Consider the following 25,418-nt stretch of genomic DNA (forward strand, 5'->3'; position numbering starts at 1 on the left):
ATCTGATGTCTGCATCGCCAAAATTTACGCCCAAACCGTCAGGCAGGCAACTGTAGCCCAGTTAACGTGACAACACCGACGCCCCTGCTCCTAATCTCGCGAACCGGCGTACCCGGTCCGCGAGCTGACGTAACCGCACGAACGGCAATACCCCGGTCGACCATCATCCCGACGATGGCTTTGCCCGCACAAACCTCTGTTCGTGACCTCAGCGTAGTTCAGGCAGTATATAACTACCGCGATGCAATTCGGGCGAGACAATCAATGGCGATAGATTCCGGTATGGATGACACCATCCACACCGCACCATGCGCGATACATTCCCGGACTGTTGAAGGGCAGGCAGATATTGCCCTTTGCATCCACGGCCACAAGCCCGCCTGAACCGCCGATTTCACCCAGTTCGGTCACGACACCACCTGCCGCATTTTGCAAGTCCTGTCCTGCCCAGCGCATACGTGCATCGATCTCGTGTCCAACAGCCCAACGAATGAAATATTCTCCATGTCCGGTTGCCGAAATGGCCGCAGTGGTATCGTCAGCCCAGGTTCCGGCGCCAATAACGGGACTATCACCGACGCGACCGGGCGTCTTTGCCGTCATGCCGCCTGTGGAGGTCGCTGCCGCGAGGTGACCGAACCGATCGAGCGCCACCGCCCCGACAGTTCCATGCTTGCGAGCAGGATCGCCGTCATCCGGAAGCCCCTCTTTACGACGCTTCATTTCAGCCTTGAGGGCGTTGAGCCGATGTTCGGTACCGAACCATTCCGGAGTTTGTAATTCAAGACCGACATTTTCACAGAAGCGTTTGGCGCCATCACCGGCCAGAAATACATGCTCGGTCGTTTCCATCACTGCGCGCGCGGCAAGTATCGGGTGGCGTGGACCGCAAATTCCTGAAATCGAGCCGCATTCACGTGTCGATCCATTCATAATGGCCGCATCCATTTCGTGGGTGCTGTCGGTGGTAAAAACCGCGCCACGTCCCGCGTTGAACAACGGGTCATCTTCCAATGCCATAACCGAAGCCGTTACGGCATCGAGCGATGTGCCACCCTCGCGCAGAATATTCAGTCCCGCCTCGAGACAGAAGCGCAGGGCAACATGATAGGCAGCCTCGCGCTCCGGCGTCATGTTGGATTTCAGTATCGTTCCCGCACCGCCATGCAGCGCGATAACCGGCATCGTTTCAGACATTCTGACCTCAATCTGGAAGGAGTTCTGCTTTATTCAATCGCGTCAGCGCAACGCGAAGCTCATGGCGGCAAGTGCCGTCATCCAGCCAACCACCTCCGCCATCGTCACACAATCGAACCCCACGGTGACGGCATCAACCCGTCTGGCCGGGGGGAGTATTGCCATTTGATCTGCGAGTGCCGCATTGCTCATCAAGAATTCCGTCTTGTATGGCCCATTCAGCCGGAATGCTTTTTTACTACCAGCTTCGCGGACTGCACGTATCGCCCCCTCCCTCAGCATAGCGCGCGCCCGCTGGACGGATACCTGACGTGCAGCCCGGTGACCGAAAGATTGTTTGACAACGATAAATTCAGCATCCGGGAAAAATCCAATATTTTCGTCCCTCGTGCAATCGTCGCCGGAAACCAGACCAACTGGAACGCCAAGCTCTCCGGCATAAGCACCGTAAATACCCGGCTCCCCGTAAGGCAGGTTGTTGATACGGACTTCCCGGAATGCAAAACCGTTTGTGGTGTGGGCAAGTACCCCACCCTTGCCGGCCATGGAATGATGCCCGACCATAAGGAACAAATCGAATTCAGCCGTCAAACCGCAGGCCATGTTCATCGGCTTGGGCTTGCCTAGAAGCAAATCGGCTGCCGGATGCAGCAGAGATGGCAGAATATTTGTCATTGGCCCGTGAGAGTCGTTGACAAGGATTTCGGTTGCGCCCGCTTCTACCAACCCCTCGACTACGGCGTTGACTTCTTCGGTCATGAGAATGCGCGCTTTCTCATATTCCACATGACCAGCCTGCCCTTGAGCCGGAGCAACAACACCTGCAACTCCCTCAATATCGGCGGAGATATAAACTCGCATAACAACCGCTCCTCAGTCGGATCGTAGCTTCGGATCGAGCGCATCGCGCAAGCCATCGCCAAAAAGATTGAAGCCCAGCACGGTGACAAATATTGCGATGCCGGGGAATAACGTCAAATGATCGGCCACTCCCATATAGGTCCGGCCATCAGCCAGCATGGCGCCCCATTCGGGGCTTGGCGGTTGCGCGCCGAGGCCGATGAAAGATAAGGCAGCAGCGGTCAGAATGGAGGTGCCTATACGCATCGAAAAATAGACAATGACGTTTGGCAGGGTACCAGGCAAGATATGACGAAGCATGATAACGCGATCAGCTACGCCGATCGCCCGCGATGCATCGACATAAACAGTGCGCTTCAACTGCAACGTGGTGCCGCGAGCAAGTCGGGCGAAAACCGGAATAGAGAAGATCGCGACTGCGTAGATCACATTGGTAATGCCGGGTCCGAGCACCGCGATCACAGCGATTGCAAGCAGAATGCCAGGGAAAGCAAGCAGCAGATCGCACAATCGCATGATAACCGAATCCACCCAACCACCGTAAAACCCGGAAACGATACCAAGCGTGACGCCGAAAAGCGCGCCCAGCGTCACCGACAGAAAGCCCACCGCGAGCGAAATGCGCGCACCCCAGATAATGCGGCTGAATATGTCACGCCCATAGGCATCCGTTCCCGCCCAATGCCCGGCACTCGGGCCCTGGAGAACGGCATTATAGTCCGGCGTGCTCGGATCATAAGGTGCAAGCACTGGAGCCAGAATTGCCGCCAGCACCAAAGCAATGATGAAGACAAACGCCACCAGGGCTACCTTCTGCTTTTTGAACCGCCGCCAGAATTCGGCCAATGGTCTGCGCATTTTCTGGGCTGGGTCCACCAATACGGTTGTCGTACTCATTTGTAGCGGATCTCCGGGTTTGCAAAGGCATAAAGAACGTCAACCAGCAGATTGATAAAGATGAACTGTAGTGAGAACAGCAGGATCAATGCCTGAATGACAGGGTAATCCCGATAGGAAACGGAATCGACCAGCAGTCTTCCTACACCTGGCCAGGAGAACACGCTTTCGACCACTATCGATCCACCAAGCAGAAAACCGAATTGCAGACCAACCATTGTGATAATGGGGATCAATGCGTTGCGTAGCGCATGTTTCCATACGACCCTTCGCTCCGGCACGCCTTTGGCGCGTGCTGTGCGAACATAGTCCTCCCGCGCAATTTCAATAAATGCTGAGCGGGTAAAACGCGCCATAACAGCTGCAACCCCCACCCCAAGCGTGAACGAAGGCATCACATAATGCTGCCAAGTACCGTAGCCGCCGGTCGGAAACCAGCCAAGTTTCACCGAGAAAATATTGATTAGCAACAGGCCCAGCCAGAATGGCGGGAATGAAATGCCGGATACCGCTATGATCATTCCAGCGTAGTCAGGCCATTTACCGCGTTTTACAGCAGAAATCACGCCGATCAGCAAACCGAGAAGTGAAGACCAGAGCATTGCAAATACAGTGAGCCAGACTGTAGGCATCAGACGTTCGCCGATCTCCTCGGTGACCATTCGTCGCGTCTTAAGCGAAACACCGAAATCGCCGTGAACCGCACGCGTCAAATAGCGTGTGAATTGCTCTGGCAACGGTTTATCCAACCCAAGCGACGAACGAACTGCAGCAATATCTTGCGGGCTGGCGTCGGGGCCCGCTACAAGGCGGGCGGGATCACCTGGCAGCATGTGCACAAAGGCGAAAACGCAAACCATCACGAGCACGATGACAGGTACGGTAGCGACAAGCCGTTTGATGAGATAGGAAAACATAAATTCCCTTTCGGAAAGGTAGCGCCGGCCCCGAAAGGCCAGCGCTCTTTTCACGAGCTGTTAGTCAGCGAATGCCGCTTCTTCGAGCAGGAAACCACGATCCGGAAGCATATAGACGCCGGAAAGTGACTTGGTCTTGGCCGACAGGTTCTGGTTCACACCGAGGAAGATCCAGGGTGCGCCTTCCCAGGCGGCCTTTTGTGCTTCCGCATAGAATTCTGCCCGCTTGGCCGGATCAGCCGTGCTGATTGCACCTTCGATTGCAGCATCGACCTTTGCGTCCTTGAAGTAAGCAACGTTGAACATTGCTGGCGGAAAGCTCTGGCCATAAAGCAGTGGTCGAATACCCCAATCGGCATCGCCCGTCGATGCAGACCAGCCGCCATAATACATCTGTACGGCAGCATCTTCCGGCTTCTCGACAGACCAGATTTTCTGCGCAGCAACGCCAGCCTCAAGCGGCATTACGTTCACTTTCACGTTGATCTGTGCCAGTTGCTGCTGGATGAACTGAACCGCACGTATGGATTCCGTATTGGAGTTTGCCCAGATTTCCGTTTCGAAACCACTCTCCAGGCCTGCTTCCTTCATCAAATCTTTGGCCTTGTCGAGATTGTACTCGTAGTTGCCAACCGGCACATGGAATGCAAGGTTCTTGGGAATGATCGAATCTGCCGGCTCGCAAAGGTCGTTATAGACGATCTTGCAATAGGCTTTTTTGTCTACGGCGTAATTGAGCGCGTGTCGGACGCGAACGTCATCGAAAGGCTTTTTCAGATTATTGAGAGAGACGTACCACTCGACGATAGAAGGGTCTTTATCGACCTCGACATTCGGGTTCTTTTCGGCGACCTGCATCAGTTCAGGAGGGAAAGAAGGGATGAACTGGGCTTCACCCGTCTGGAGCATTGCAAAGCGCGCACCGGATTCCGGCACTGAACGAACCGTCACGCCATCGATCTTGGGAAGCCCTTCTTTCCAGTAGTTGTCATTTTTCACGACTTCAAGCGTATCTGCCGACCAGTTTTTGAACTTGAACGGGCCGGTTCCGACCGGATTGCGTCCGATCTCCTTGCCGTATTTTTCAAGCGCCGCCGGTGAAATGATCATGGCACCTGGATGAGCAAGCGAGGCGATCATCGCGCCAAACGGTTCCTTGAGGATCAATTTGACGGTAGCATCGTCAACAACCTGCACTTCCTTGACCATTGAGACCAGGCTGCGGCGCGAAAGCTTGTTGTCCGGGTTGGCAAGACGTTCGATATTGGCCTTAACTGCTTCAGCATTGAAATCCGTGCCGTCGTGGAACTTGATACCTTTGCGAATCTTGATGGTAAATTCGGTCGCATCGCCATTGGCCTCATAGCTTTCAGCCAGTAGAGGAATGAGCTTCATATCCTTGTCGAAGCCAAAAAGACCCTGATAGATAAGACGAAGCGAGGTCTGCGACAGCGTGTCATTGATGTTCGTTGGATCAAGACCTGTCAGGTTATTTGGTACCGCAACGGTAAGGGATTTCGCCCAGACCGTCGCGCCCGGGAGCATTATCGCGGCGGCCAACGCCGACGACAACAGCAAGTTCTTCAGTTTCATTGTCAACTCCTTCCTAAGACCAATGAAAATCGCCGATGGGATGGCGTGCTACGAAATGGCCAGGCTCCACCTCGATAAGAGGGCTGACGACCGGCATGTCGTCCGGTGAACGCACCGGGCTTGGGATTTCCCCCTCGATAAGCGGGCGACTGCGCTCACGCCGCTGGGGATCGGCAATTGGAACCGCAGAGAGAAGCCGTCGCGTATAGGGATGTTGTGGATTCTCGAAAATCTGGCGCCGCGGACCAATTTCAACGACCTGCCCAAGATACATCACCGCCACACGATGGGATATCCGCTCAACAACCGCCATGTCGTGACTGATGAATATGTAGGAAAGTCCACGTTTTTCCTGCAGTTCCATCATCAGATTAATGACCTGTGCCTGAATGGAGACATCAAGCGCGGCAACCGCCTCGTCGGTAATGAGAATATCGGGATCTCCCGCGAGAGCACGCGCTATACAGATACGCTGACGTTGCCCCCCCGAAAACTGATGCGGATAACGATGCGCATGCTCTGGCTGCAGACCCACGTCCCGAAGCAATTCCACTACACGCTCCTGGATTTCCCCCCCTTTTGCGAGCCCGTGGGTGATTAGCGGCTCCGCAATTGAAAAGCCCACAGTCAGCCGCGGATCGAGGGATGCGAAAGGGTCCTGAAAGACGTATTGGATCTTGCGGCGAATGGATTGCTTTTCCGCTCTTCCAAGTTTGAAAATATCCTTGCCATTATAGAAGACCGCTCCGGAAGTGACTTCCTGAAGCATCATTATTGTGCGTCCGGTCGTTGACTTGCCACAACCCGATTCACCGACCAGCGCCAGTGTTTCACCCTGGTGCAAACTGAAACTGACCTGTTCCACAGCATGCACGCGACCAGTGAGTTTCGAGAAGAGCCCGTTCCTGATATCGAACCGCGTCACCAGATCACGCACCTGCAATACCGGCTCAGGTGATTTGATCGTGTCTTGCGGAGGATACTCGGCAAAACTGTCCGAGCCGCTGTCATCGGCTTTCAATAGAGGAAAACGACGCGGAAGGTTTTCACCGTTAAGAGCTCCAAGACGTGGCACTGCGGCAAGCAACGCGCGGGTATAACGGTGTTGCGGCGCAGCAAAAATGGTTTCTACGGTGCCTTCTTCCACTTTCTCGCCGCCACGCATAACAAGCACCTTGTCTGCAACTTCCGCCACAACGCCCATATCGTGAGTGATGAAGAGTACGGCCATGCCCATCTCTTCCTGAAGCAAACGGATGAGACGCAGAATCTGCGCCTGAATGGTGACGTCCAGAGCCGTGGTTGGCTCATCGGCAATCAGCAGACGCGGTCGGCAAGAAAGAGCCATGGCAATCATGACACGCTGACGCATGCCACCCGACAACTGGTGCGGATGACGGTCAAGTATGCGCCTGGCATCGGGAATACGGACCTTTTCCAACATGTGCAGTGCTTCAGCCCGTGCTTCAGCAGAAGAACACTTCTGATGCAAACGCACCGCTTCGGCAATCTGCTCGCCAACAGTAAAAACCGGGTTGAGAGAGGTCATTGGCTCCTGGAAAATCATCGCTATATCGTTGCCGCGAATACCTTCCATCTCATCAAGCGCAAACCTGGTAAGGTCGTGTGTAACTCCATCGCGGTTGGTAAATTCAATAGCGCCTTCCGTAATCTTGCCGCCACCGAATTCCACAAGACGCATGATCGCAAGAGACGTGACAGATTTACCGGATCCGGATTCACCCACAACTGCCAGCGTTTCACCCGGTTTGATCTCGAACGATAGATTCCTGACCGCACGAAACGTGCCATCATCGCCCTTGAAATCAACACTGACATTTTCAACGCGTACGATCGGTGCGTCTTCGGGGTTACTCGGCTTCACTGTCATCCGTGGTCCTCGATTTGGACTGCGGCTGATCTTCATCCTCCGCATAAAGATAGGGCATGAGAGAGCGCGTTACGGAAACGGCATCCGAGACGCTCTGGTGATGTGCCGTCAGCACGGCAATGATCGCTTCGAAGGCAGCGAGTGCACCAATCGTCGAACTATGCAGAACGGGGTGGCTCGCGGGTACGAATATCTGCTCATGGCTGAGTGAACACAGCGGCGAGGCAGGGCCATCCGTTACGGCAATGCAATGGGCTCCCCGGCCTCGCGCAAGCTTCAGAAAATCAAGGGTCGCCTGTGAGTAGCGTGGCAAGGCCATCGCTATCACAAGATCTCCAGGCCCCAGCCGGAGCACTTTCTGGGCAACACGTTCGAGCCCGCCGGCACCGTTCAGCACGAGCTGTGACCGGGTAAAAAGGATTGATTTATCAGCAAGATATTGCAGCATGTTCGCGCTGACGCCAAAACCGAGAAAGGCAACACGCGGCGCATTCATCATCTGGGCCGCAATGTCCTCCCACACGGTACTCCCGGCTTCCCTCATGACCTGCTGCAAGCATTCTGCAGCACTCTGGAAGGAACCCTCCGCAATCTTTCCAGGCGGGATGTGACGGGCGCGGTCGACATTCTCCACTGGGCGCAGCAATGACTGGTAGCCTTGTACCGCGAATCCTCTGAAATCTGTAAAGCTCCCCAATCCCAGTGCCCGCACGAACCGGGTAATCGTTGCAGATGAGGTAGAGGTTGCTTGTGCAAGCTCCTCTATACCCATCGTCGCGACCGCGAATGGATTGGCGAGCACAAAATCTGCGATCTTTTGCTGGTTTGGGGTGAGACTGCCTCGGCAGGACCCAATCAATGTGGACAGATTCACGTTGTTCCCGTTTACTTTTTATCTTTATGAAAAGTCATTTATCATAATTTTACCGATTTGAAAATAATTTTCACATTAGTTCACAGGGTGTTGTCACGTTAACTGGGCTACAGTTGCCTGCCTGACGGTTTGGGCGTAAATTTTGGCGATGCAGACATCAGATATCATCTTCAAGCGTCACCGTTTTCCGCCACAGATTATTGCTCATGCGGTGTGGCTTTATCTGCGGTTCAACCTTAGTCTGCGTGAAGTTGAGGAAATGCTGCTTGAGCGTAGAATCGACGTATCATACGAGACAGTTCGTCGTTGGATCGCCAAGTTCGGCCCCCAGATCACACGCAACTTGCGGCGGCGTCAGGCGCGCCCCGGCGATATTTGGTATTTGGACGAAGTGGTCGTCAAATGCGCTGGAGAAAAATTCTGGCTTTGGCGTGCGGTTGATCAACATGGCTCCGTTCTCGAAGAAATCTTGCAGAAGCGGCGTGATAAAAGGGCGGCAAAGCGACTGCTCGTGGCGTTAATGAAGCGCTATGGCTTTGCTCCCAAACGGATCATCACCGATAAGCTCCGCTCCTACGGTGCAGCAAAGGCAGAAGTGGCACCCGGCCTTGGCCATTGGTCGCACAAGGGCCTCAATAATCGGGCTGAAAATAGCCATCTGCCGTTTAGGAAACGGGAGCGAACCATGCAAGGTCATCGGTCACCTGGAGCGTTGCAACGGTTCGTCTCCACGCACTCAGCGACCCGCAATTGTTTCTCTGTTCCATCTCGTCGCCGAGCCGCACACACAATTCGCTACCATCGCCTCGAAGCTTTCGATGCATGGAAAATTGCGGCCTGTTTCGCATGAATATCTACGAGCCCCTGGTCTTTCCGGCCAGAGAAACTTAACGTGACAACACCGCCATTCGGCATCAAAATGCCGATTGGTCTTACGACCGGGCTATTAGGGGGACTTTATCTCCTCTGGGTTCTTGCTTGCCAAAAAAAGTGATTAGTTCTAGTTGAGAAGCACCGTAAATCAGCGAAACAGATGGCTCACGCCAGGACCTTGGCGACGCTGAGCGGCTCGACTGTCTCGTGAGAATTACGCGCAGCGCCGGCCCAGCTTCAACAGAGATGGACCAGCACCCGATGCTGTTTAGTAATCGGTGATCTTTTTCATGTAGCGGCGACCATCCAGCATGACCTGCTCACGCTTCGCCGCCAGTTTGTAGGCAAATTTCCAAAGCGCATCGAAGAAAATCAACGGCACGAAATATCCCTTGAAAGTGTCATCTATGTCAGCGAGATCGAGTTTCGCTGCATCCAGCACCAATATATTGTCCGGCTCGCCGAAACGGTACAGGAAATCCCGGCCACGCTCGGCCAGCGCACGCGTTTCATCGAGTCCAATCATGACGACGAAGCAGGCATTTTTATCGACGACTTCGAATGGGCCATGGAAGAACTCATTGGCGTGGATAGCTTGCGAGTTGATCCACAGCATTTCCATGAGCACGCAGATGGAGAATGAATAGGCTGCGCCATAAACCGGACCGCTAGCCATGGTGTACACGACTTTTTCGCGGCCGTAGCGCTCTGCATATCTGGTAAAGGTTTCATCAAAATGCTGCTGACCGCGTTCAATGGCCGGTTGCAGTGCCGGCAGGCTTTCCAGCAGTTTGGGCAGCAGGCTGGTCTTGTCGCGTAAATCGACAATGCCCGCCAGCAACATGTAAAGCACGCTGTAATTGCTGTCGGCACCATCGATCGGAATGCCGGTGGTGTAGGACGCCTGGTATTGCAGCACGTGGTCGGCGGCGGCGGCGAGCGGCGATTGCGGATCCAGCGTCAGGGAGATCACGCAGGCGCCCCGGCGACGGGCATGTTCTGCCGCCCGCACCGTTTCCTTGGTGGTGCCCGTCTGGGAGCACAGAATTACAATGGCATCGCTGTTGAGGCGACGCGGGTCGCGTGTGACGAACTCCTCGCCATTATAGACATCAGAGGTCAGCAGTCCCGAATGGCGATCCAGAAAATACTTGCCCGGATGCATGATTGACAGCGATCCGCCGCAGGCAACCAGAAACACATGCGAAAAATCCCGCTGCGCAAGCGCATTCAGGGTTTCAGCAATATCGGTAGGAAGTTGTTTGGGCATTCTATTCCTCTTTTCAGCGTCTTGAAGAGCCTGGCTGCGCCGATCGGCAGCCGTTCCGGTCCAGTGCAACATTTCCCGGTACCAACCCCGCGATACATTGACAGTTCTACTTTAGTGTGCGAACGTTCTCACATCTTGTCAATTGGGAAAATAAGAATGATCAAAATCGCGGCGATGGGCGATAATGTCGTCGATTGTTACATTTCGCGTCGGGAAATGTTTCCGGGCGGTAACTGTGTCAATGTCGCTATCCATATGAGCCGTTTTGGGGCCGAGGCGGCCTATATCGGCGTGGTTGCCGCAGATGCGGCCGGAAGGGTCATTCAGGCCGCACTGCGCGACGAGGACGTCGATACTTCGCATCTGCGCATGGAGGCCACAGGCAAGACGGCCTATTGCATCATTGGTCATCGCGGTAACAATGATCGCTATTTCATCCGCTTTGATCTCGGAGTGTCGATGTTTGAGCCGAGCGCCGCCGATATTCAGTTTGCGCGCCGGTTCGATGCCGTCCATATCGGTCAGTCGAGCGGCCTTGACGGTTGGCTGGATGCCATTGCGCCGCAACGTCTGTCCTATGATTTCTCCACCCGTCGCGACGTGGAACACTATCGACGCATCGGCCCGAAATGCTTTCTAGCCGCTGTTTCGGGCGGCGAGCTTTCGCCGGACGAGGTTACGGCGACCATTGCCTGCCTGCGCGAGAGCGGCGCGGATTGGGTGCTGATCACCCGCGGCACCAAGGGCGCAGTTCTTGCCGGTGCGCAAGGGGTTTTCCATGCCGAAGCAACACCGATTGTGGCGGTTGACACGTTAGGCGCTGGTGACAGTTTCATCGCCCGCACCCTTTATGGCCTGGTGAAAGGCGAGGCGCCCGCAACATTGCTACAGGCGGCGTCACGCGTTGCTGCGGCGACATGTGGCCAATATGGTGGTACAGGTCATGCCGCGCCGATTGATCTCGGCGAGCCTATAGCCGAGTTGCAGGATTGAGCTCGCTGCGCGTGTCTTTTTGAGGTTAAGACCGGCCAGATCAACCGGGATGGCGGGCGAGCGAACAACGGGGCTGCCATTCGGCATGCAGCACGATATCCTGCTGCGCCCGATCGGCGCTATCGAGCCGCTCCAGGACCAGACGAGCCGCGGCTTCGCCAACCTCGAGCAGCGGCTGCCGGATTGCCGTCAGTTTAGGGGTAAAGAACGACATCCAGTCCAGATCGTCGAAGCAGACCACGGACAGTTGCTGCGGAATGGAAATATCGAGTTCGCTGATTGCCAGCATGGCGCCGGCTGACATCAATCCATCGGTGGTAAACAGCGCTGAAGGCGGGGTTTCCCGGGTCAGCAACGCGATGGCGTGCTGGCGGGCAATATCGATCGAATAGCTGCCCACCTGGGCAACGAGGCTCGGATCAAAGGCGATCCCGGCTTCCTCATGCGCTTCGATATAGCCGAGCAGACGTTGCCAGCTCGGATAAAGCGATGAAATATCGATTTTCTTGTGCTGGCGGTCGTGAAGAAATGCGTTGAGATTCTTGTAGCGGCCATGCTCGAGTTCCGCCAGTACGCCAATCCGACTATGGCCGTCGAGAATCATTTGGGTCACTGCGGCGTGGGCGGCCTGGCGGCCATTGACGGTCACCGAATCCGCCTTCAATCCCTTCACGCGGCGATCGATCTGAACCACCGGACAGCCGCTGGCAACGACATCGTGCAAGTGCTGCGCCTTGAGAATATCACAGGGCGCAATGATGATGCCGTCGGCCTGCTTTTCGCGCAGAAGATCCACTGCCTCCAGCTCACGATCGATCGATTCATCGCTGTTGGTGACGATCAAGCCAAAGCCGCGCGCACGAACCACATCGGAAATACCGCGCAGAATACTGGCGTAAAACGGGCTTTGCATGTCGCCCGCGACAACGCCTATGGTCTTGCTGCGCCCGGTGATAAGACTGCGTGCCAGCAGATTGGGGCGATAGCCCAGCATATCAGCGGATTTCTTCACCTTGTCGCGGATTTCTTCGCTGGTATAGCCATAGCCGCCCAATACACGTCCGGCGGTCGCGGTGCTGACGCCGGCCAGGCGCGCCACATCGGCAATGGTCGTCTTGTCGGCGCGTCGTTCACTCATGTCTGCGCGTTCCTTCCAAGCAGTTTCACGCTGCTCAATACCTGTACCGTTTCATAGGCGATGATGGGCCTGATCTCAACTTTCAACTTGACGGATGCGATCAATCAATGGCTATATTGTGAGAACGTTCGCATATCATTTTCAGCAACGCAAGTAGAAGACGAGCCTCGCACGGGGATAAAGTTCCAATCAAAGGGGAGATAAATGACCAATCGTCGCAAAACCGCATCCCGGCGCATGATGGTAGCGCTGGCGGCGCTGGCCACGGCCGCCAGCATCACCTCGGGGCATGCCGCACCGATCAAGGCACTACAGGACGCTGTGCCGGAGAATTACAGGAAGGGCGTCAAGATTGCTGCCTTCAATGACTGGCCACCGGACGAGTTTGTCGAAGACGGCGTCCTGAAAGGCTGGAGCATCGACATGGCCAAAGCCATATCGGAACGCATTGGCGTACCATTCGAATTTACCGCAACCAGTTTCGACGCCATCATTCCGGGCCTGGCCAGCAAGCGTTTTGACGCCGGATTTTCTTCCTTCGGTGTGACGCCGGAACGGCTTGATTCGCTTGATTTCATTCCTCAGCGCAAGGAAGGCACCGCCTATGCCTTCTTGAAAGGCAAGGATTTTTCCATCAAGTCGGAAAAAGATCTGTGCGGCCATAGCGTTGCAGTGATGACAGGTGCCTGGGACTACCAATATCTGAAGGAAAAGAGCGCGGAATTGTGCGAATCCGCCGGTGAGAAGCCGATTAACCTGCAGCAATTCACCACCCAGAACGCCGCCGAACTGGCTGTGTCCTCGGGGCGTGTTGAGATGGTGGCGGCCGGATCGGCAAAAATGCACTATATGGCCAAGATTACGGGGCGCTTCAGCGTATCTGAACTGGTCAGCAATCCGGTCTTCAACGGCATTGGCGTGCGCAAGGGTGATGCGCTTGGGCCAGTTTTCCGTGATGCCATCCAGTCCATGATCGATGACGGCTCCTACAAGGAAATCATGGCAAAGTGGGGCGTTGATGGCGCCGGCACCCTGGAAAAGGCGGTTCTGGTTACTAAGGACAATCCGGAGCCAAAATAGTCAGGGCCGATTGAAGGAGAACGCCCGTCAGCCGGCGGCGGTGCGAATACAGCCGCGGTCCATTGCGCAAGGGCCGGCCCGGAACACGGGCCGGCGGGTTTGGTAAGTTCGAATACGAATTTCGCTAAACACGATACGGTAGTCTGGAGTAAATCATGGCAAGAACAGCAAAGACGGTCGCGCACCGGCCGGATATACATAATGTCAAACCGATACCCGTGCGCCATCCGTCTCGATGGATCACCGGCGCCGTGCTCATTCTGATCGCATTGAGTTTTGTCAATATGCTGGCGACCAATGAGAACCTGCAATGGAACATTGTTGTGCGCTACATGTTTCATCCCGACATTCTCGCTGGCTTGGCGCGCACGCTGTTCCTGACTTTTGCCGCAATGATCTTCGGTTTTGCAATCGGCATCATACTGGCCGTGATGCGCCTTTCGGCCAATCCGGTGCTGCAGTGGGCAAGCTGGCTGTGGATATGGTTCTTTCGCGGCGTTCCACCCCTGGTTCAGCTGATTTTCTGGTACAATCTGGCGCTTCTGGTTCCCAATCTGACCATTGGCATTCCGTTCGGGCCGACCTTGTCGTCCTGGGACATGAACACGCTGATCACGCCGATGAGTGCAGCACTGCTTGGCCTGTCCTTTACAGAAAGCGCCTATGCCGCCGAAACCATCCGCGCTGGCATCCAGGCGATCAATCCGGGCCAGACCGAGGCCGCCGCGACACTTGGCATGACGCGGTTTCAGATCATGAAGCGCATCGTGCTGCCGCAGGCAATCCGTATTATCATTCCGCCGATCGGCAATGACACCATTTCAATGCTGAAATTCACGTCGCTGGTCAGCGTGCTTGCCTTGCCCGATCTGCTCTATTCGGCGCAAATGATTTATTCGCGCACATATCAGACCATTCCGCTGCTGATCGTGGCTACGATCTGGTATCTCATCCTGTCAACCGCCCTGACAATCATCGAACACCATATCGAGAACCACCTGAAATCCCGACAAATCACCCATTCCCGATCATTCCTGTCTAGACTACTGCCCTTCAAATTTGCGCTTGGATACCAAAAATGAATGGAACGTCCGTGAGTGTACCACTGCTCCAGGTGGAAAGACTGACCAAATCTTTTGGCAATCACCGGGTGCTCGACAGCATCGACATGACGGTGGAAAAGGGTGACGTGACCTGCATTGTCGGCCCATCCGGCTCCGGCAAAAGCACATTGCTGCGCTGCCTGAACTATCTCGAAGTGCCGGATTCCGGCGCTGTGTTGCTGGAAGGCGAACCGATCGGCATGCGTTGGCAGGGTGAGCGGCTCTATACGATGTCCTTCAACGAACTGGCATGCCAGCGCCAGAAAATGGGCATGGTGTTCCAGGGCTTCCATCTCTTCCCCCACAAGACCGTGGTGGAAAACATCATTGAGGCGCCAATGATCGTACGCAAGATCAGCCGTCAGTCGGCCATTGCCGCGGCGATGATGTTGCTGGAAAAAGTCGGCCTTACCGAGCGTGCCAATTATTATCCAGACCAACTCTCCGGTGGGCAGCAGCAACGCGTGGCGATTGCCCGTTCATTGGCGATGCAGCCTCGGCTGATGCTTTTTGATGAACCCACATCAGCTCTTGATCCGGAACTGGTCGGTGAGGTTCTGGCGGTGATGCGCCAGTTGGCCGAAGATGGCGTGACCATGATTGTCGTCACGCATGAAATGAACTTCGCCCGCGAAGTCGCCGACCATCTGATTTTCATGGATGGTGGCGTGATTGTTGAATCCGGCCCGCCTAAAAAGGTGATGGGCAATCCACAACATCCGCGCACCAAAAGTTTTCTGACGCGCGTGGCCTGACAGGAACGAATGATGATAACTCTCAATGCACATCAAACCGATGCTGCGCTCGATTATCCAGGATTGATCGAAGCCTTGCGTCAAGCGCATGCGAGCGGCAAACGACCCCAAAGCGACACTACCGTGCTTCAGGATCGGAAAAGCGCAGACAACCAGTTTGTGTCCCTGGTAGCTTGGCTCGAAGGGGAGGCGGTTGCCGTCAAGCTGGTCGGTGTTTTCCCTGCGAATGTCAAACTTCCTGTGGCCCAACCTTCGATCCAAGGCACGGTAACGCTGTTCAGCGGTCAGACCGGCGAAGCACTCATGGTCTGTGATGGCGCCATTGAAACCTTCAAGAAGACGGCGGCAGATTCGGCACTTGGCGCCAGCCTGTTGGCGCGCAAGGACGCCCGTACCTTGCTGGTGGTTGGTGCCGGGGGGCTAGCGCCCCATGTGGTGCAGGCTCATTGCGCCAGCCGACCGTCGATCGATCAAGTCTTTATCTGGAACCGCAACTTCGACAGGGCGGAAAAACTTGCCAGCCGACTTGACATTGCTGGCGTCGACATCGTTGCCGTGGAGAATCTCGATAACACAGTATCGATGGCGGACATCATATCGTGTGTCACCATGTCGACCAATCCGCTGGTTAAGGGAAAACTCCTCAAAGAGGGCGCTCATGTCGATCTGATCGGTGCCTATATGCCGGACATGCGTGAAGCCGATGATAACGTGTTCCGTCGTGCCGGACGGGTATTTGTTGATACGCGCCATTGCTGTGATGGTTCGGGCGAACTCGGAATTCCGCTCGCCACTGGACTGATCAAGCATGAGCAGATCGAAGCTGATTTGATTGAGCTATGTCAGTCAAAACATCCGGGCCGCAGCGATGATCGCCAGATCACGGTCTACAAGAATGTCGGTGGCGGGCATCTCGATCTGTTTACTGCCCAATATCTGTACAGCACTTTTTAGAGGCGGCGGGGCCACGTTTAACACACACGATATTGAACACCGGATGGTTGCGAAGGCCCGTTGTTGACTGGCAATCAAAGCAGTGAGGCACTGCTCAATGGTCAGTGGTGCACCGGTTCGGCGTTCATGCAATGGAAGAAAACCTCGCTTCGAAGCCGTCTTTCATGCCAGATGCCGGGGAGGAAAACTCCAACCGACCGCCTGCTCCAGTAGCAATTGTTTTGGCAATGGCAAGACCAAGTCCTGCACCGCGCACAAGAGCCTGACCGCGCTCGAACGGCTCACTCAGCCGAGCAAGCGTTTCGGGCGGCACGACTGGGCCGCCATTAACAACACGCAGTTCCCCGTCGCTTTTAAAACTTACGAGAACAGGCATGTCCTGTGCACCGTGTTTGAGTGCGTTTTCGATTAGGTTGCGCGCTAGTATGGCAAACGCATCCGCATCAATGCTCTTAAGCACGGGGCAATCAGGGAGAGTCAACTCAATGCGACCGATAGCATCAGTAGATCCGTTGAACTCGCCTACAACTAATCGAAGGATTGCAGCAATATTTACTGGCTTTTCGGCCAGGAGCCGTCCGCCCTCGGCTCTTGCCAACTGCATCAGTTTTTCTGTCAAGCGGGCGAGGCGGCGCAGCGCCGTTTCCATGTCCTGGGCACGTTCGCGCGTGGTAGCATCGGGCGCCTCGACGATCAGTCTTTGCGACTGTGCGAGCGCCGCTGCCACCGGGGTGCGCAATTCGTGGGCTGATTTGGCTGCAAGACTGCGTTCGGCTTCCAGGGTCAGTTTCAAACGGCCCAACAGCCGATTTACCGCTATGGCAACAGTGTCAATTTCGGAGGGAAGCCCATTTACGGCGACCGGATCAAGATCTCCGCTGCCACGCGCCTCAATCTGATCGCGAAAACTGCGAACCGGTGCCATGGAAAGACGTACGATGAACCAGACACCGATCAAGCCGAGGAGGACGGCCAGGGAGAGAGGTACAGCAAGCGTGTATAATATGTGCTTAGCCGTATCGCGCCGGTGGGAGAGGGGTTCAGCGACAGTAATTGTGAGGCTACCCTGCATTGCGGCGTCAGAGTAGAGCCTGTGGGTTGGTGTGCTGCTGAAACCCATTTTTGAATAGGGCGGAAAAATGGTTACATCCGCACTATGCGAACGCATCTGCACGGTTCCGGCCGCGTCACGCACCACATAGGTGAAATATTCGTCGTGCTGGCGCAGGGTGGCAACCCGCTGTTCGGTGTCGTCGGCATCGCGTCCCAATATCTCAAGCGCTGCGACTGGCAGAATGCGTTGCGCCGTTTCTTCGAGGGCGCTGTCAAAGGCCTTATTCAGTTCCTGGCGCAGAAGATGTGCTGTCACAATCGTTGTAACAACCCACAACAGGGCCGCGCCGAGCCCGAGCCAGAGCGAAAGTCTCCATTGCAGGCTCTTCGGTTGGATCATTTTGCGTTTCCAAGCCGGTATCCGATGCCGCGAACCGTCTCGATGATCGCATATCCAAGCTTTTTGCGGAGACGGCTGACATGGACCTCAATTGTATTGCTCTCGACTTCTGAGCCAAAGGCATAGAGCCGATCCTCGAGTTGCGACTTGGTCAATGCAATACCAGGTCGCTGCAGGAAGTTTTCTAGCAGTGCCCATTCGCGACCGGTCAGTTCAACGGGGCGCCCGTCCTGCCTCACGGTCTTGGCGGCCAGATCGATCTGGAGGTCGCCTATTTTGATCAATGGGTTGGGATTGCCGCTGTAACGTCGCGCAACGGCATTCAGTCGTGACGACAGTTCCGCCAGGTCGAACGGTTTGATCATGTAATCGTCTGCCCCGGCATCGAGACCTTCGATCCGGTCAGAAATCTGGTCCAGTGCCGTGAGGATAATGACAGGCGTGACACTGCCTTTGGCGCGAAGGTTGCGTAAAAAATTGACACCCAGCCCGTCGGGAAGCATCAGGTCCAACAGCATTAGGTCGTAAACTGCAGAGTTGACATGCTCTGTTGCGTCGTCGAGCCGGGTCACCCAATCCACGGAATGGTTGACGGCGATATGGTCGCGAACGGCCTTGCCCAGGATTGTATCGTCTTCGATCAACAGAACCCGCATACAACAGCCCCCTTTATTCGATAAGAAGCGGCCCCGTGTCGACCCGATTCAGTCAGATGTGAACATATTCTAACTGAAGCTGTAACCTGTCATTCCTCTGACGTCATACCCTTGCCAGCTTCAGCTGCTCGTCAGAAATGGCTGGCATTATTCTCTTCAAAGCGCATTGATCAGGAACAATGATATGATGGTAAATTACCTTGCTGCAATCTCCCTTTTATTGATTTCAGCAGGAAGCGGCGTGGCGCGAGCCGATGATGACTGCCATGTGTCGATGGACAAGTGGCAATCCAGGGACGCGGTTCAGGCTATGGCTACTTCTCGCGGCTGGACCGTAGCGCGGATCAAAATCGACGACGGCTGTTATGAAGTCCGCGGCTCCGACAAAACCGGAATTGCTTTCAGGGCCAAAGTTGATCCGGCGACGCTTGCTATAGTCAAGATAAAACACAAGGTCGGCGAATCCGACCACGACGATGATCGCCGTCGCAAATCAAGAGATAACTAGGGATAGGTGTCAAGCGCTGCGTCGGCATGCTTTCCAGCCGCTTGCTCGACAAAACTCCCTGCCAAATAAGCACCCGGCGCTCCGCTAATAGAGCGCGTTTAGTCAAGGAAAGACTTGTCATGCCTCGCAGTCCTGATCGTTATTCAAAAAGCATGGTTGTGATTCACTGGTTCACCGCAGCGTTGATCCTCGGAGCATGGTTGACGTCGGTGGGTGGACGCCGTATGGCGGAAAATCCGCCTTTGTTGCATTTTTCTCTAGGGCTTGCCGTGCTCGTGCTTGTTTTCCCACGCATTCTCTTGCGTCTTTCTGGCGCTGCGCCGTCAGCATCTCAGACGCAAGGGATGCTAGCGCTTGCGGCCAAGGCAGGTCATGCAATCCTCTATCTGTTTCTGCTCGCCTTGCCGTTCAGCGGCTGGTATGCCGCCTCGCGGATTGGCGTTCCCATATCATTCTTCGGCCTTTCCGTTCCAGCCATTACGGCCCCAGTGCAAGGCTCCCCCGGATTGATCGCCGACTTCCACGAGAATGCCGGCACCATCATTCTTTATCTGGCCGGTCTTCATGCACTGATGGCGATATGGCACCAGTTCGTTTTGCGCGATGGCACGCTCAAGCGCATGTCGCTGCATTGATAACAGCCCGCATCGTCGGTTCTTAAAACGGTGGACCTGCTGGCAGGTCCAGCGTTTTCGTTATGTCTTTCCTGACAAAGCGCTGAAGCAGAAATTACATCAGTGTCAGGCGGCGTTCAGCTCATCTTGCGAGAGTGGCTGGCATGAACACGGATCCGGTTCAGGTCCGTGCGCCCGTTTCTTTGAAAGAGGTAGTCTGACATGAAAGTACTTCTCGCAGTATTGGCAATGACCACGGCACTTACGCTTCCGGGTATCGCCATGGCGCGACCCGTAACTCTGACCACGACGCTGAACAGCTATGGCGGGGACGGCGCTTATCTTGCCTATTACGTCACCGATGCTCAGGGCAAATATGCTGGTAGTCTTTGGATGGCTGGTAGCAAATCCAAGTATTACGAACACCTGTCTGGGTGGTATCGCGCAACGGGTGGCAACACGAGCGAAATCAATGGTATCACGGGCGCGAGCGTCGGGACGGGCAAGACGCTTAAAATCACAGTTGATCTGGCCGATGCGTTTTTTGATGCGGGCTACACATTGCACGTCGACGCTGCGGTGGAAGACATGCGCGACAGTCCCAATGAGGTGGTTATACCGCTGACATCCGGCGGTGTGAAAGCTCCAGTCAAAGGACGCCGTTACATCGCAACAGCCGATTATTCACTATAAACGGTGATTGCTATGTTCCGCGTTATCCATCGTTGGCCGGGACTTCTTGCCGCGTTGTTCCTGATTGTGCTCAGTATCAGCGGTGCAGCACTGTCGATTTTTCCCGCTGTCGAAAGTATTTCGTCTCCACAGGCAGATGTGACACGTACGATCGCCGATCTGGCGGGGCGTGTTCAAGCGGTCTATCCGCAGGTGGAGCAAATCCGGCGGGCGCCGTCTGGCCGGATGACGGCCTATTGGTTCGATAATGGTGCGCCTCAGGCGGCGGTCATCGATCCCGCCACCGGTCAGGCTATCGCTTCTGCCGATCCGAATCCAGTCGAACGCTGGCTGACAGGTCTGCATCGTTCGCTCTTTCTTGATGATAGCGGTCGCATGGTCATGGCTGCGGGCGCTGCCGCCATGATGGTGCTGAGCCTGTCCGGGGTGGCGCTTGTCGCACGTCGGGCCGGGGGTTGGCAGCACTGGTTCTCGCGCCTGCGTGGCCCGCTCTCCGGGCGTCTGCATGTCGAGGTCGCCCGACTGGCCGTCGCAGGCCTGCTGCTTTCCTCGGCCACGGCTTTGTGGATGACGGCCTCCACCTTCGATCTGTTGCCTGATAGTGCGGTTTCGCCGGTCATGCAGACTGAGGCAAGCGGCCAGACTGGAGCGCTTCCGGCGACGATGGAACCGCTGCGGCAGATACCGGTTGCGGAAATGCGCAGCCTGTCATTCGCCGATCCATCCAACCCGATGGACATTCTCACCCTTAAGACCGACCGGGGCACCGGCTATATCGATCAGGGCACGGGCGCGCTTCTCGGCTGGAGCGGCCTGACCGGATGGCAACGTCTGTCGGAAACCATTTATATGCTCCATACGGGACGGGGGGCTTCTGTTCTGGCGCTGATCCTTGGCCTGGCGGCTCTTGGTGTACCAGTCATGGCGGGCACGGGCGTTGTTCTCTGGTTCGACGGGCGTCGCGGACGGCCACGTATTCGCGGCAATGTTTCCGCAGGAAAGGCGGAGACGATCATTCTCGTCGGCAGTGAAGGCGGTAGCACATGGGGCTTTGCCGCTACGCTGCATGCGGCGCTGTCCGACGCCGGTCAGGCCGTCCATGCCGCGCCAATGTCGGCTTTCGACCCGGCCCGTTACGGGCAGGCGCGGCGCATCCTCATCCTGGCCGCGACTTATGGCGACGGCGATGCACCCGCTTCGGCCAAGGGGTTTCTCGAAGGACTGTTATCTCAGGAAGCGGATTCGGCAATTCCGCTGGTTGTGCTCGGTTTTGGCGATAGTAGCTTTCCAGCCTATTGTGGATTCGCGCGAGCGGTGACGGAGACGGCGCATGCCGTCGGATGGAGAATGCTCATACCCTTTGACACGGTGGACCGTCAGTCGCCGCAGGCTTTTGCCCGATGGGGACGGACACTCGGTGCTGCGTTGGACATAGACCTGGAACTCACGCACCAGGCCGTTCAACCCGCCGCCGTAACGCTTACGCTTGTGTCGCGCCGTGATTATGGTGCCGAAGTGCAAGCGCCCGCAGCAATACTGCGCTTTGCCTTGCCGAAGCTTTCCTTCTGGCAGCAAGTGCGTGGCCGCGGACTGGGGCGCTTTGTGGCCGGCGATCTCCTCGCCATCGTTCCTCCGGGATCAACTGTTCCCCGGTTCTACTCACTGGCTTCTGGACGCAAGGATGGCTTTGTCGAGATCGTCGTGAGAAAACATCCGGGTGGGCTATGCTCCTGCCAGCTCCTGGAACTGGAGCCCGGACACACGATCAGCGCTTTCCCGCGCCGCAATCCCGGTTTCCATGCGGACAATCGGACACACATGCCCCTGATTTTGATCGGCGCGGGAACCGGAATCGCACCTTTGGCGGGTTTTATCCGTGCCAATACGCGACATCGCCCGATCCATTTGTTCTTTGGAATGCGCCGGACGAATAGCGATTTTTTCTATGGCGACGAACTCCGTGAATGGAAGCAGAAGGGGCAAGTTGCGCAGATTAGCTCCTGTTGTTCACGCGGGAAAATGCCGCGCTATGTGCAGCATGCTCTTCGGGAAGAAGCCGATGACGTCACTCGGCTGATTCAGGAGGGGGCGCGGATCATGGTATGTGGCGGACGCGATATGGCCAACGGAGTCTCGTTGGTTCTTGCCGATATTCTGGGTTCCACGGGGCTGACATTGGCCAAACTCAGGGCGGAGGGACGTTATGTCGAAGACGTCTACTGAGATGCAACGTCACGCTTTGAGCGGGCCTACCATGGGTACACGTTGGTCAGCGTTGCTTTACCAAGCAGCGGGGTTCGATCCACAATCCGTTCGGGCCGCACTTCAGGCGGCAATGGACGCGGTGGACATGCAAATGTCAACATGGAAGCCGGATAGTATTCTAATGCAGGTGAACGCCGCGCCGGTGGGACACTGGACAAAGGTGCCGCAGCAACTGCTGGACGTTTTGCGCCTTGCGCTCGACATTGGCCGTGCATCGGGCGGCGCGTTTGATATCGGCATGGGGGATGCCGTAAGCGCCTGGGGTTTCGGGGCGTCAGAGGCGGTCCCTGAGCAGATACGAGCAGCGCTTGAGCGCGAGCGCCGACCAGCCCATGACGTTCTGGAACTGGACGTCGAGCTGGGAATGGTGCGAAAGTTGGCTCCCATCACGCTTGATCTCAATGGAATTGCCAAGGGATATGGCGTGGATCGTCTGGCGGAGACATTGCTGTCTTTCGGGATTTCGTCAGGCCTCGTCGGAATCGATGGGGAGATGCGGGCGCTCGGGTTGCGGCCAGATGGGAGTCCTTGGTCGATTGCAGTAGAGGCTCCTGACTATGATCGTCGCGCAGCTCATTCGGTTCTCGCTCTTCAGGATGCGTCGGTCGCCACGTCGGGCGATTATCGGCATTGGATTAATGTCAACGATTATCGCCTGTCGCACACCATGGACCCACGTCGCGGTGCTCCCGTCATGGAGCCTCCGGCGTCAGTCACCGTCGTGACACGTACCTGTGCCGAAGCGGATGCATGGGCAACAGCGCTAATGGTACTCGGCTCGCAGATCGGTGTGACGCTGGCCAGGCGGTTAAGCTTCAATGTTCTGTTCTTATTACGTGCTGGAGGAACAGTAATTCAGTGCGAAGCTGTAGGTGAATTATTCACCAGTTCACATTCTGGTAAACCACGACGCCCTTTAGCCGATGTTGGGAGAGATTCTCAACGCCCGGAGCGCATTGAGGATAACAGCGACATCGATCACTTCCTGGAGCAATGCACCCTGGACAGGTAACAGATAACCGAACGCTGCCGCGATCATGGCGATCACGGAAAGGCCGATGCCCACCACAACACTTTCGATCGCAATGCGCCTTGACCGCTTCGCAATCTCCATCCCGGTGCGAAGCCTGTCTATCCTGTCAACGAGAAGAACGACGTCGGCTGCCTCAGCCGACGCTGCCGCTCCCCTTGCACCCATCGCAACGCCGACATCAGCCGCGGCAAGTGCGGGCGCGTCGTTGACGCCGTCTCCAACCATCATCACAGCACCGTTCTTGCGCTCGCTGAGTACGGTCAGCACTTTTTGATCGGGTGAAAGTTCGGAGTAGATGGCGTCAAGCCCCAAGCCCTTGGTGATGCGTCTGGCCACCGCAGCACGATCGCCTGTCGCCAGCACTATGCGCCTCACGCCGTCTTTGCGTATACCGCGTAACGTATCGACCACATCGCTGCGCAACGGATCGGCCATGACGATATAGCCCGCAAGCCTGCCGTCTATTGCGACTGCAACCAAGACTGCTCCGGCTTCCGTATTGGGGATTTCGACCAGCTTTGCATTGGCTTGTCTCTCAACGAAGCTGTGTCCGCCGACAATGACGCTTTTGCCATCGACCCGGCCAGCCACTCCATCCCCGGCCAGTTCGCTGACGTCAGTCGGCAATACAAGATCTATACCGCGCCCCTGAGCGGCCAGTACAAGGGCCTGTGCCATAGGGTGTTTGGACACCTGGTCAAGGGAAGCAGCGAACCGCAATACCTCGCTTTCACTGAATCCCGGCTCAAGGTGGATTGAGGTGATTTGCGGACGACCGTCGGTCAGCGTTCCGGTCTTGTCCAGCACCAGCGTATTGATACGGGCCATATTCTCCAATGGACGGGAGCCTTTCACCAACACCCCGAAATGAGCCGAACGCGACAGTCCCGCAACAAGAGCGACGGGCACCGCCAGGATGAGAGGACATGGTGTCGCCACGACGAGAACGGCGACCGACCTTATCGGGTCTCCCGTGAACCACCATGCTCCGAAGGCGATTATGACGGTCACGATCAGAAAGCCGACAGACCACTGGTCTGCCAGTCTCGACATTGGAGCCTTGGAATGCTGTGCTTCTTCCACGAGGCGAACGATGCCAGCGTAGGTGCTATCCTTCGCTTCGTGCTTGGCAACGATATCGAAAGCATCGCCGGCATTCATCGAGCCGCTCAGCACATCCGCTCCCGACGCAAGCGAAACCGGAAGTGACTCTCCCGTGAGCGCAGACGTGTTTACGAAGGCCTTTGCGGAGGCGATACGCCCATCAACGGGAATGACATCCCCTTGACGGATCAGGAGGCGGTCACCCGGACGAACCGTATCCACGGCAATCTCTTCGAGATGGTCATCGATATAACGCGTTGTCGTTCGCGGCGCACGGGACAGCAAGGCATGCATCTCACGGCGTGCCCGCCCTTCGGCAAAGCTTTCAAGAAAGGCTCCCCCAGTATACATGAGGGCGACGATCGAAGCCGCCAGCATTTCCCCGAATGCCAGCGCGGCCGTCATCGACATCGCCGCGACGATATCCAGCCCGAACTCCTTTCGCCATAAACTCCGGAGAATTTCGACGAGCAAAGTCGCCAGCACAGGCAAAGTGGCAATAGTCCAGGCTAGCCGCGCGCCGTATGAGTAGCCGGAGAAGTGCAGGCCGAGCCCGATAACAAGTCCGCAGAAGGCAAAAATCAAAAGGATTGTCTTTGATCGACCTTCACCTGAAAACCGCATCTTTAGCGTCTCCCCGACCTATAGAATGAGCAAATTATAGAGCCCTGCCTCTGACCGACTACAGTAATTCTT

At 56.0% G+C, this 25,418-nt stretch carries 22 protein-coding genes and 1 pseudogene; 11 read left to right on the forward strand and 12 right to left on the reverse strand.

Annotated features, from left to right (window positions below):
- Positions 1-261: 261 nt before the first annotated feature.
- From JNC70_RS21070 to JNC70_RS21100, 7 genes are read right to left on the reverse strand one after another with little or no spacing between them, the layout of a single operon-like run.
- Positions 262-1,197, reverse strand: a complete 936-nt coding sequence (locus JNC70_RS21070) for an isoaspartyl peptidase/L-asparaginase family protein (protein WP_196107388.1) — start codon at positions 1,195-1,197, stop codon at positions 262-264.
- Between the two features lie 42 nt (positions 1,198-1,239).
- Positions 1,240-2,058, reverse strand: a complete 819-nt coding sequence (locus JNC70_RS21075) for a M55 family metallopeptidase (protein ID WP_374788915.1) — start codon at positions 2,056-2,058, stop codon at positions 1,240-1,242.
- A 12-nt stretch (positions 2,059-2,070) separates the two neighbouring features.
- Positions 2,071-2,955: an ABC transporter permease subunit gene (locus JNC70_RS21080; protein ID WP_109366499.1), complete on the reverse strand. Its 885-nt coding sequence runs from the start codon at positions 2,953-2,955 to the stop codon at positions 2,071-2,073.
- Positions 2,952-3,872, reverse strand: coding sequence for a glutathione ABC transporter permease GsiC (gsiC, locus tag JNC70_RS21085; RefSeq protein WP_071632278.1), 921 nt, complete (start codon positions 3,870-3,872; stop codon positions 2,952-2,954). Before gsiC ends, JNC70_RS21080 begins: the two co-directional genes overlap by 4 nt.
- Positions 3,873-3,932: 60 nt before the next feature.
- Positions 3,933-5,465, reverse strand: coding sequence for a glutathione ABC transporter substrate-binding protein (locus JNC70_RS21090; RefSeq protein ID WP_109366500.1), 1,533 nt, complete (start codon positions 5,463-5,465; stop codon positions 3,933-3,935).
- A 13-nt stretch (positions 5,466-5,478) separates the two neighbouring features.
- Positions 5,479-7,356: a dipeptide ABC transporter ATP-binding protein gene (locus tag JNC70_RS21095; protein ID WP_374788916.1), complete on the reverse strand. Its 1,878-nt coding sequence runs from the start codon at positions 7,354-7,356 to the stop codon at positions 5,479-5,481.
- The gene (locus JNC70_RS21100; protein ID WP_374788917.1) at positions 7,337-8,230 is read right to left on the reverse strand and encodes a MurR/RpiR family transcriptional regulator; all 894 of its coding nucleotides are present in this window, start codon (positions 8,228-8,230) and stop codon (positions 7,337-7,339) included. The genes JNC70_RS21095 and JNC70_RS21100 overlap by 20 nt, the downstream gene beginning before the upstream one ends.
- Positions 8,231-8,378: 148 nt before the next feature.
- Between JNC70_RS21100 and JNC70_RS21105 the strand changes: the two genes are divergently transcribed.
- Positions 8,379-9,080 carry an IS6 family transposase gene (locus JNC70_RS21105; protein WP_196115265.1) on the forward strand — a complete coding sequence of 234 codons (702 nt, stop codon included), beginning with the start codon at positions 8,379-8,381 and terminating at the stop codon, positions 9,078-9,080.
- 291 nt (positions 9,081-9,371) lie between these two features.
- Here JNC70_RS21105 and JNC70_RS21110 read toward each other — a convergent pair whose 3' ends face one another.
- On the reverse strand, positions 9,372-10,373 hold the full coding sequence (locus JNC70_RS21110; protein WP_006469937.1) for an SIS domain-containing protein: 1,002 nt from the start codon (positions 10,371-10,373) through the stop codon (positions 9,372-9,374).
- On the opposite strand from JNC70_RS21110, the gene JNC70_RS21115 reads away from it, so the two are divergent.
- Positions 10,305-11,366, forward strand: a complete 1,062-nt coding sequence (locus JNC70_RS21115) for a PfkB family carbohydrate kinase (protein WP_374788918.1) — start codon at positions 10,305-10,307, stop codon at positions 11,364-11,366. The two genes, JNC70_RS21110 and JNC70_RS21115, sit on opposite strands and share 69 nt — an antisense overlap.
- Before the next feature lie 40 nt (positions 11,367-11,406).
- Here JNC70_RS21115 and JNC70_RS21120 read toward each other — a convergent pair whose 3' ends face one another.
- Positions 11,407-12,504 carry a LacI family DNA-binding transcriptional regulator gene (locus tag JNC70_RS21120; RefSeq protein WP_036586993.1) on the reverse strand — a complete coding sequence of 366 codons (1,098 nt, stop codon included), beginning with the start codon at positions 12,502-12,504 and terminating at the stop codon, positions 11,407-11,409.
- Positions 12,505-12,708: 204 nt separating this feature from the next.
- Here JNC70_RS21120 and JNC70_RS21125 point away from each other — a divergent pair, with 204 nt between their 5' ends.
- The 4 genes from JNC70_RS21125 to JNC70_RS21140 all read left to right on the forward strand — a co-directional run bounded on the left by JNC70_RS21125 (position 12,709) and on the right by JNC70_RS21140 (position 16,396).
- On the forward strand, positions 12,709-13,584 hold the full coding sequence (locus tag JNC70_RS21125) for an ABC transporter substrate-binding protein (RefSeq protein WP_374788919.1): 876 nt from the start codon (positions 12,709-12,711) through the stop codon (positions 13,582-13,584).
- 155 nt (positions 13,585-13,739) lie between these two features.
- Positions 13,740-14,666: an amino acid ABC transporter permease gene (locus tag JNC70_RS21130; protein ID WP_374788920.1), complete on the forward strand. Its 927-nt coding sequence runs from the start codon at positions 13,740-13,742 to the stop codon at positions 14,664-14,666.
- Positions 14,663-15,442 carry an amino acid ABC transporter ATP-binding protein gene (locus JNC70_RS21135; protein WP_374788922.1) on the forward strand — a complete coding sequence of 260 codons (780 nt, stop codon included), beginning with the start codon at positions 14,663-14,665 and terminating at the stop codon, positions 15,440-15,442. Before JNC70_RS21130 ends, JNC70_RS21135 begins: the two co-directional genes overlap by 4 nt.
- A 12-nt stretch (positions 15,443-15,454) precedes the next feature.
- Positions 15,455-16,396, forward strand: coding sequence for an ornithine cyclodeaminase (locus tag JNC70_RS21140; RefSeq protein WP_374788923.1), 942 nt, complete (start codon positions 15,455-15,457; stop codon positions 16,394-16,396).
- A gap of 124 nt (positions 16,397-16,520) precedes the next feature.
- Here the strand turns inward: JNC70_RS21140 and JNC70_RS21145 are convergent, their stop codons facing one another.
- Positions 16,521-17,849 (reverse strand): sensor histidine kinase, encoded by a 1,329-nt coding sequence (locus JNC70_RS21145; RefSeq protein ID WP_374788924.1) that lies wholly within the window; start codon positions 17,847-17,849, stop codon positions 16,521-16,523.
- On the reverse strand, positions 17,846-18,505 hold the full coding sequence (locus JNC70_RS21150; protein WP_196107219.1) for a response regulator: 660 nt from the start codon (positions 18,503-18,505) through the stop codon (positions 17,846-17,848). The genes JNC70_RS21145 and JNC70_RS21150 overlap by 4 nt, the downstream gene beginning before the upstream one ends.
- Positions 18,506-18,689: 184 nt before the next feature.
- On the opposite strand from JNC70_RS21150, the gene JNC70_RS21155 reads away from it, so the two are divergent.
- The 5 genes and pseudogenes from JNC70_RS21155 to JNC70_RS21175 all read left to right on the forward strand — a co-directional run.
- Positions 18,690-19,013 (forward strand): PepSY domain-containing protein, encoded by a 324-nt coding sequence (locus JNC70_RS21155; protein ID WP_374788925.1) that lies wholly within the window; start codon positions 18,690-18,692, stop codon positions 19,011-19,013.
- A gap of 119 nt (positions 19,014-19,132) precedes the next feature.
- On the forward strand, positions 19,133-19,648 hold the full coding sequence (locus tag JNC70_RS21160; RefSeq protein ID WP_112591144.1) for a cytochrome b: 516 nt from the start codon (positions 19,133-19,135) through the stop codon (positions 19,646-19,648).
- Positions 19,649-19,849: 201 nt separating this feature from the next.
- Entirely contained in the window at positions 19,850-20,320 is a 471-nt protein-coding gene (locus JNC70_RS21165) for a DUF2271 domain-containing protein (protein WP_112591142.1), read from the forward strand.
- Positions 20,321-20,332: 12 nt separating this feature from the next.
- Positions 20,333-22,543 carry a PepSY domain-containing protein gene (locus JNC70_RS21170; protein WP_374788926.1) on the forward strand — a complete coding sequence of 737 codons (2,211 nt, stop codon included), beginning with the start codon at positions 20,333-20,335 and terminating at the stop codon, positions 22,541-22,543.
- Positions 22,524-23,516: pseudogene (locus JNC70_RS21175) on the forward strand (FAD:protein FMN transferase); the annotation flags it as partial. The gene JNC70_RS21170 and the pseudogene JNC70_RS21175, both read left to right, overlap by 20 nt.
- Here the strand turns inward: JNC70_RS21175 and JNC70_RS21180 are convergent.
- Positions 23,502-25,346: a heavy metal translocating P-type ATPase gene (locus tag JNC70_RS21180; protein ID WP_374788927.1), complete on the reverse strand. Its 1,845-nt coding sequence runs from the start codon at positions 25,344-25,346 to the stop codon at positions 23,502-23,504. The pseudogene JNC70_RS21175 and the gene JNC70_RS21180 overlap by 15 nt on opposite strands.
- Positions 25,347-25,418: the final 72 nt, after the last annotated feature.

The sequence above is a fragment of the Brucella oryzae genome, from assembly GCF_041929965.1.
GTDB lineage: Bacteria > Pseudomonadota > Alphaproteobacteria > Rhizobiales > Rhizobiaceae > Brucella > Brucella oryzae.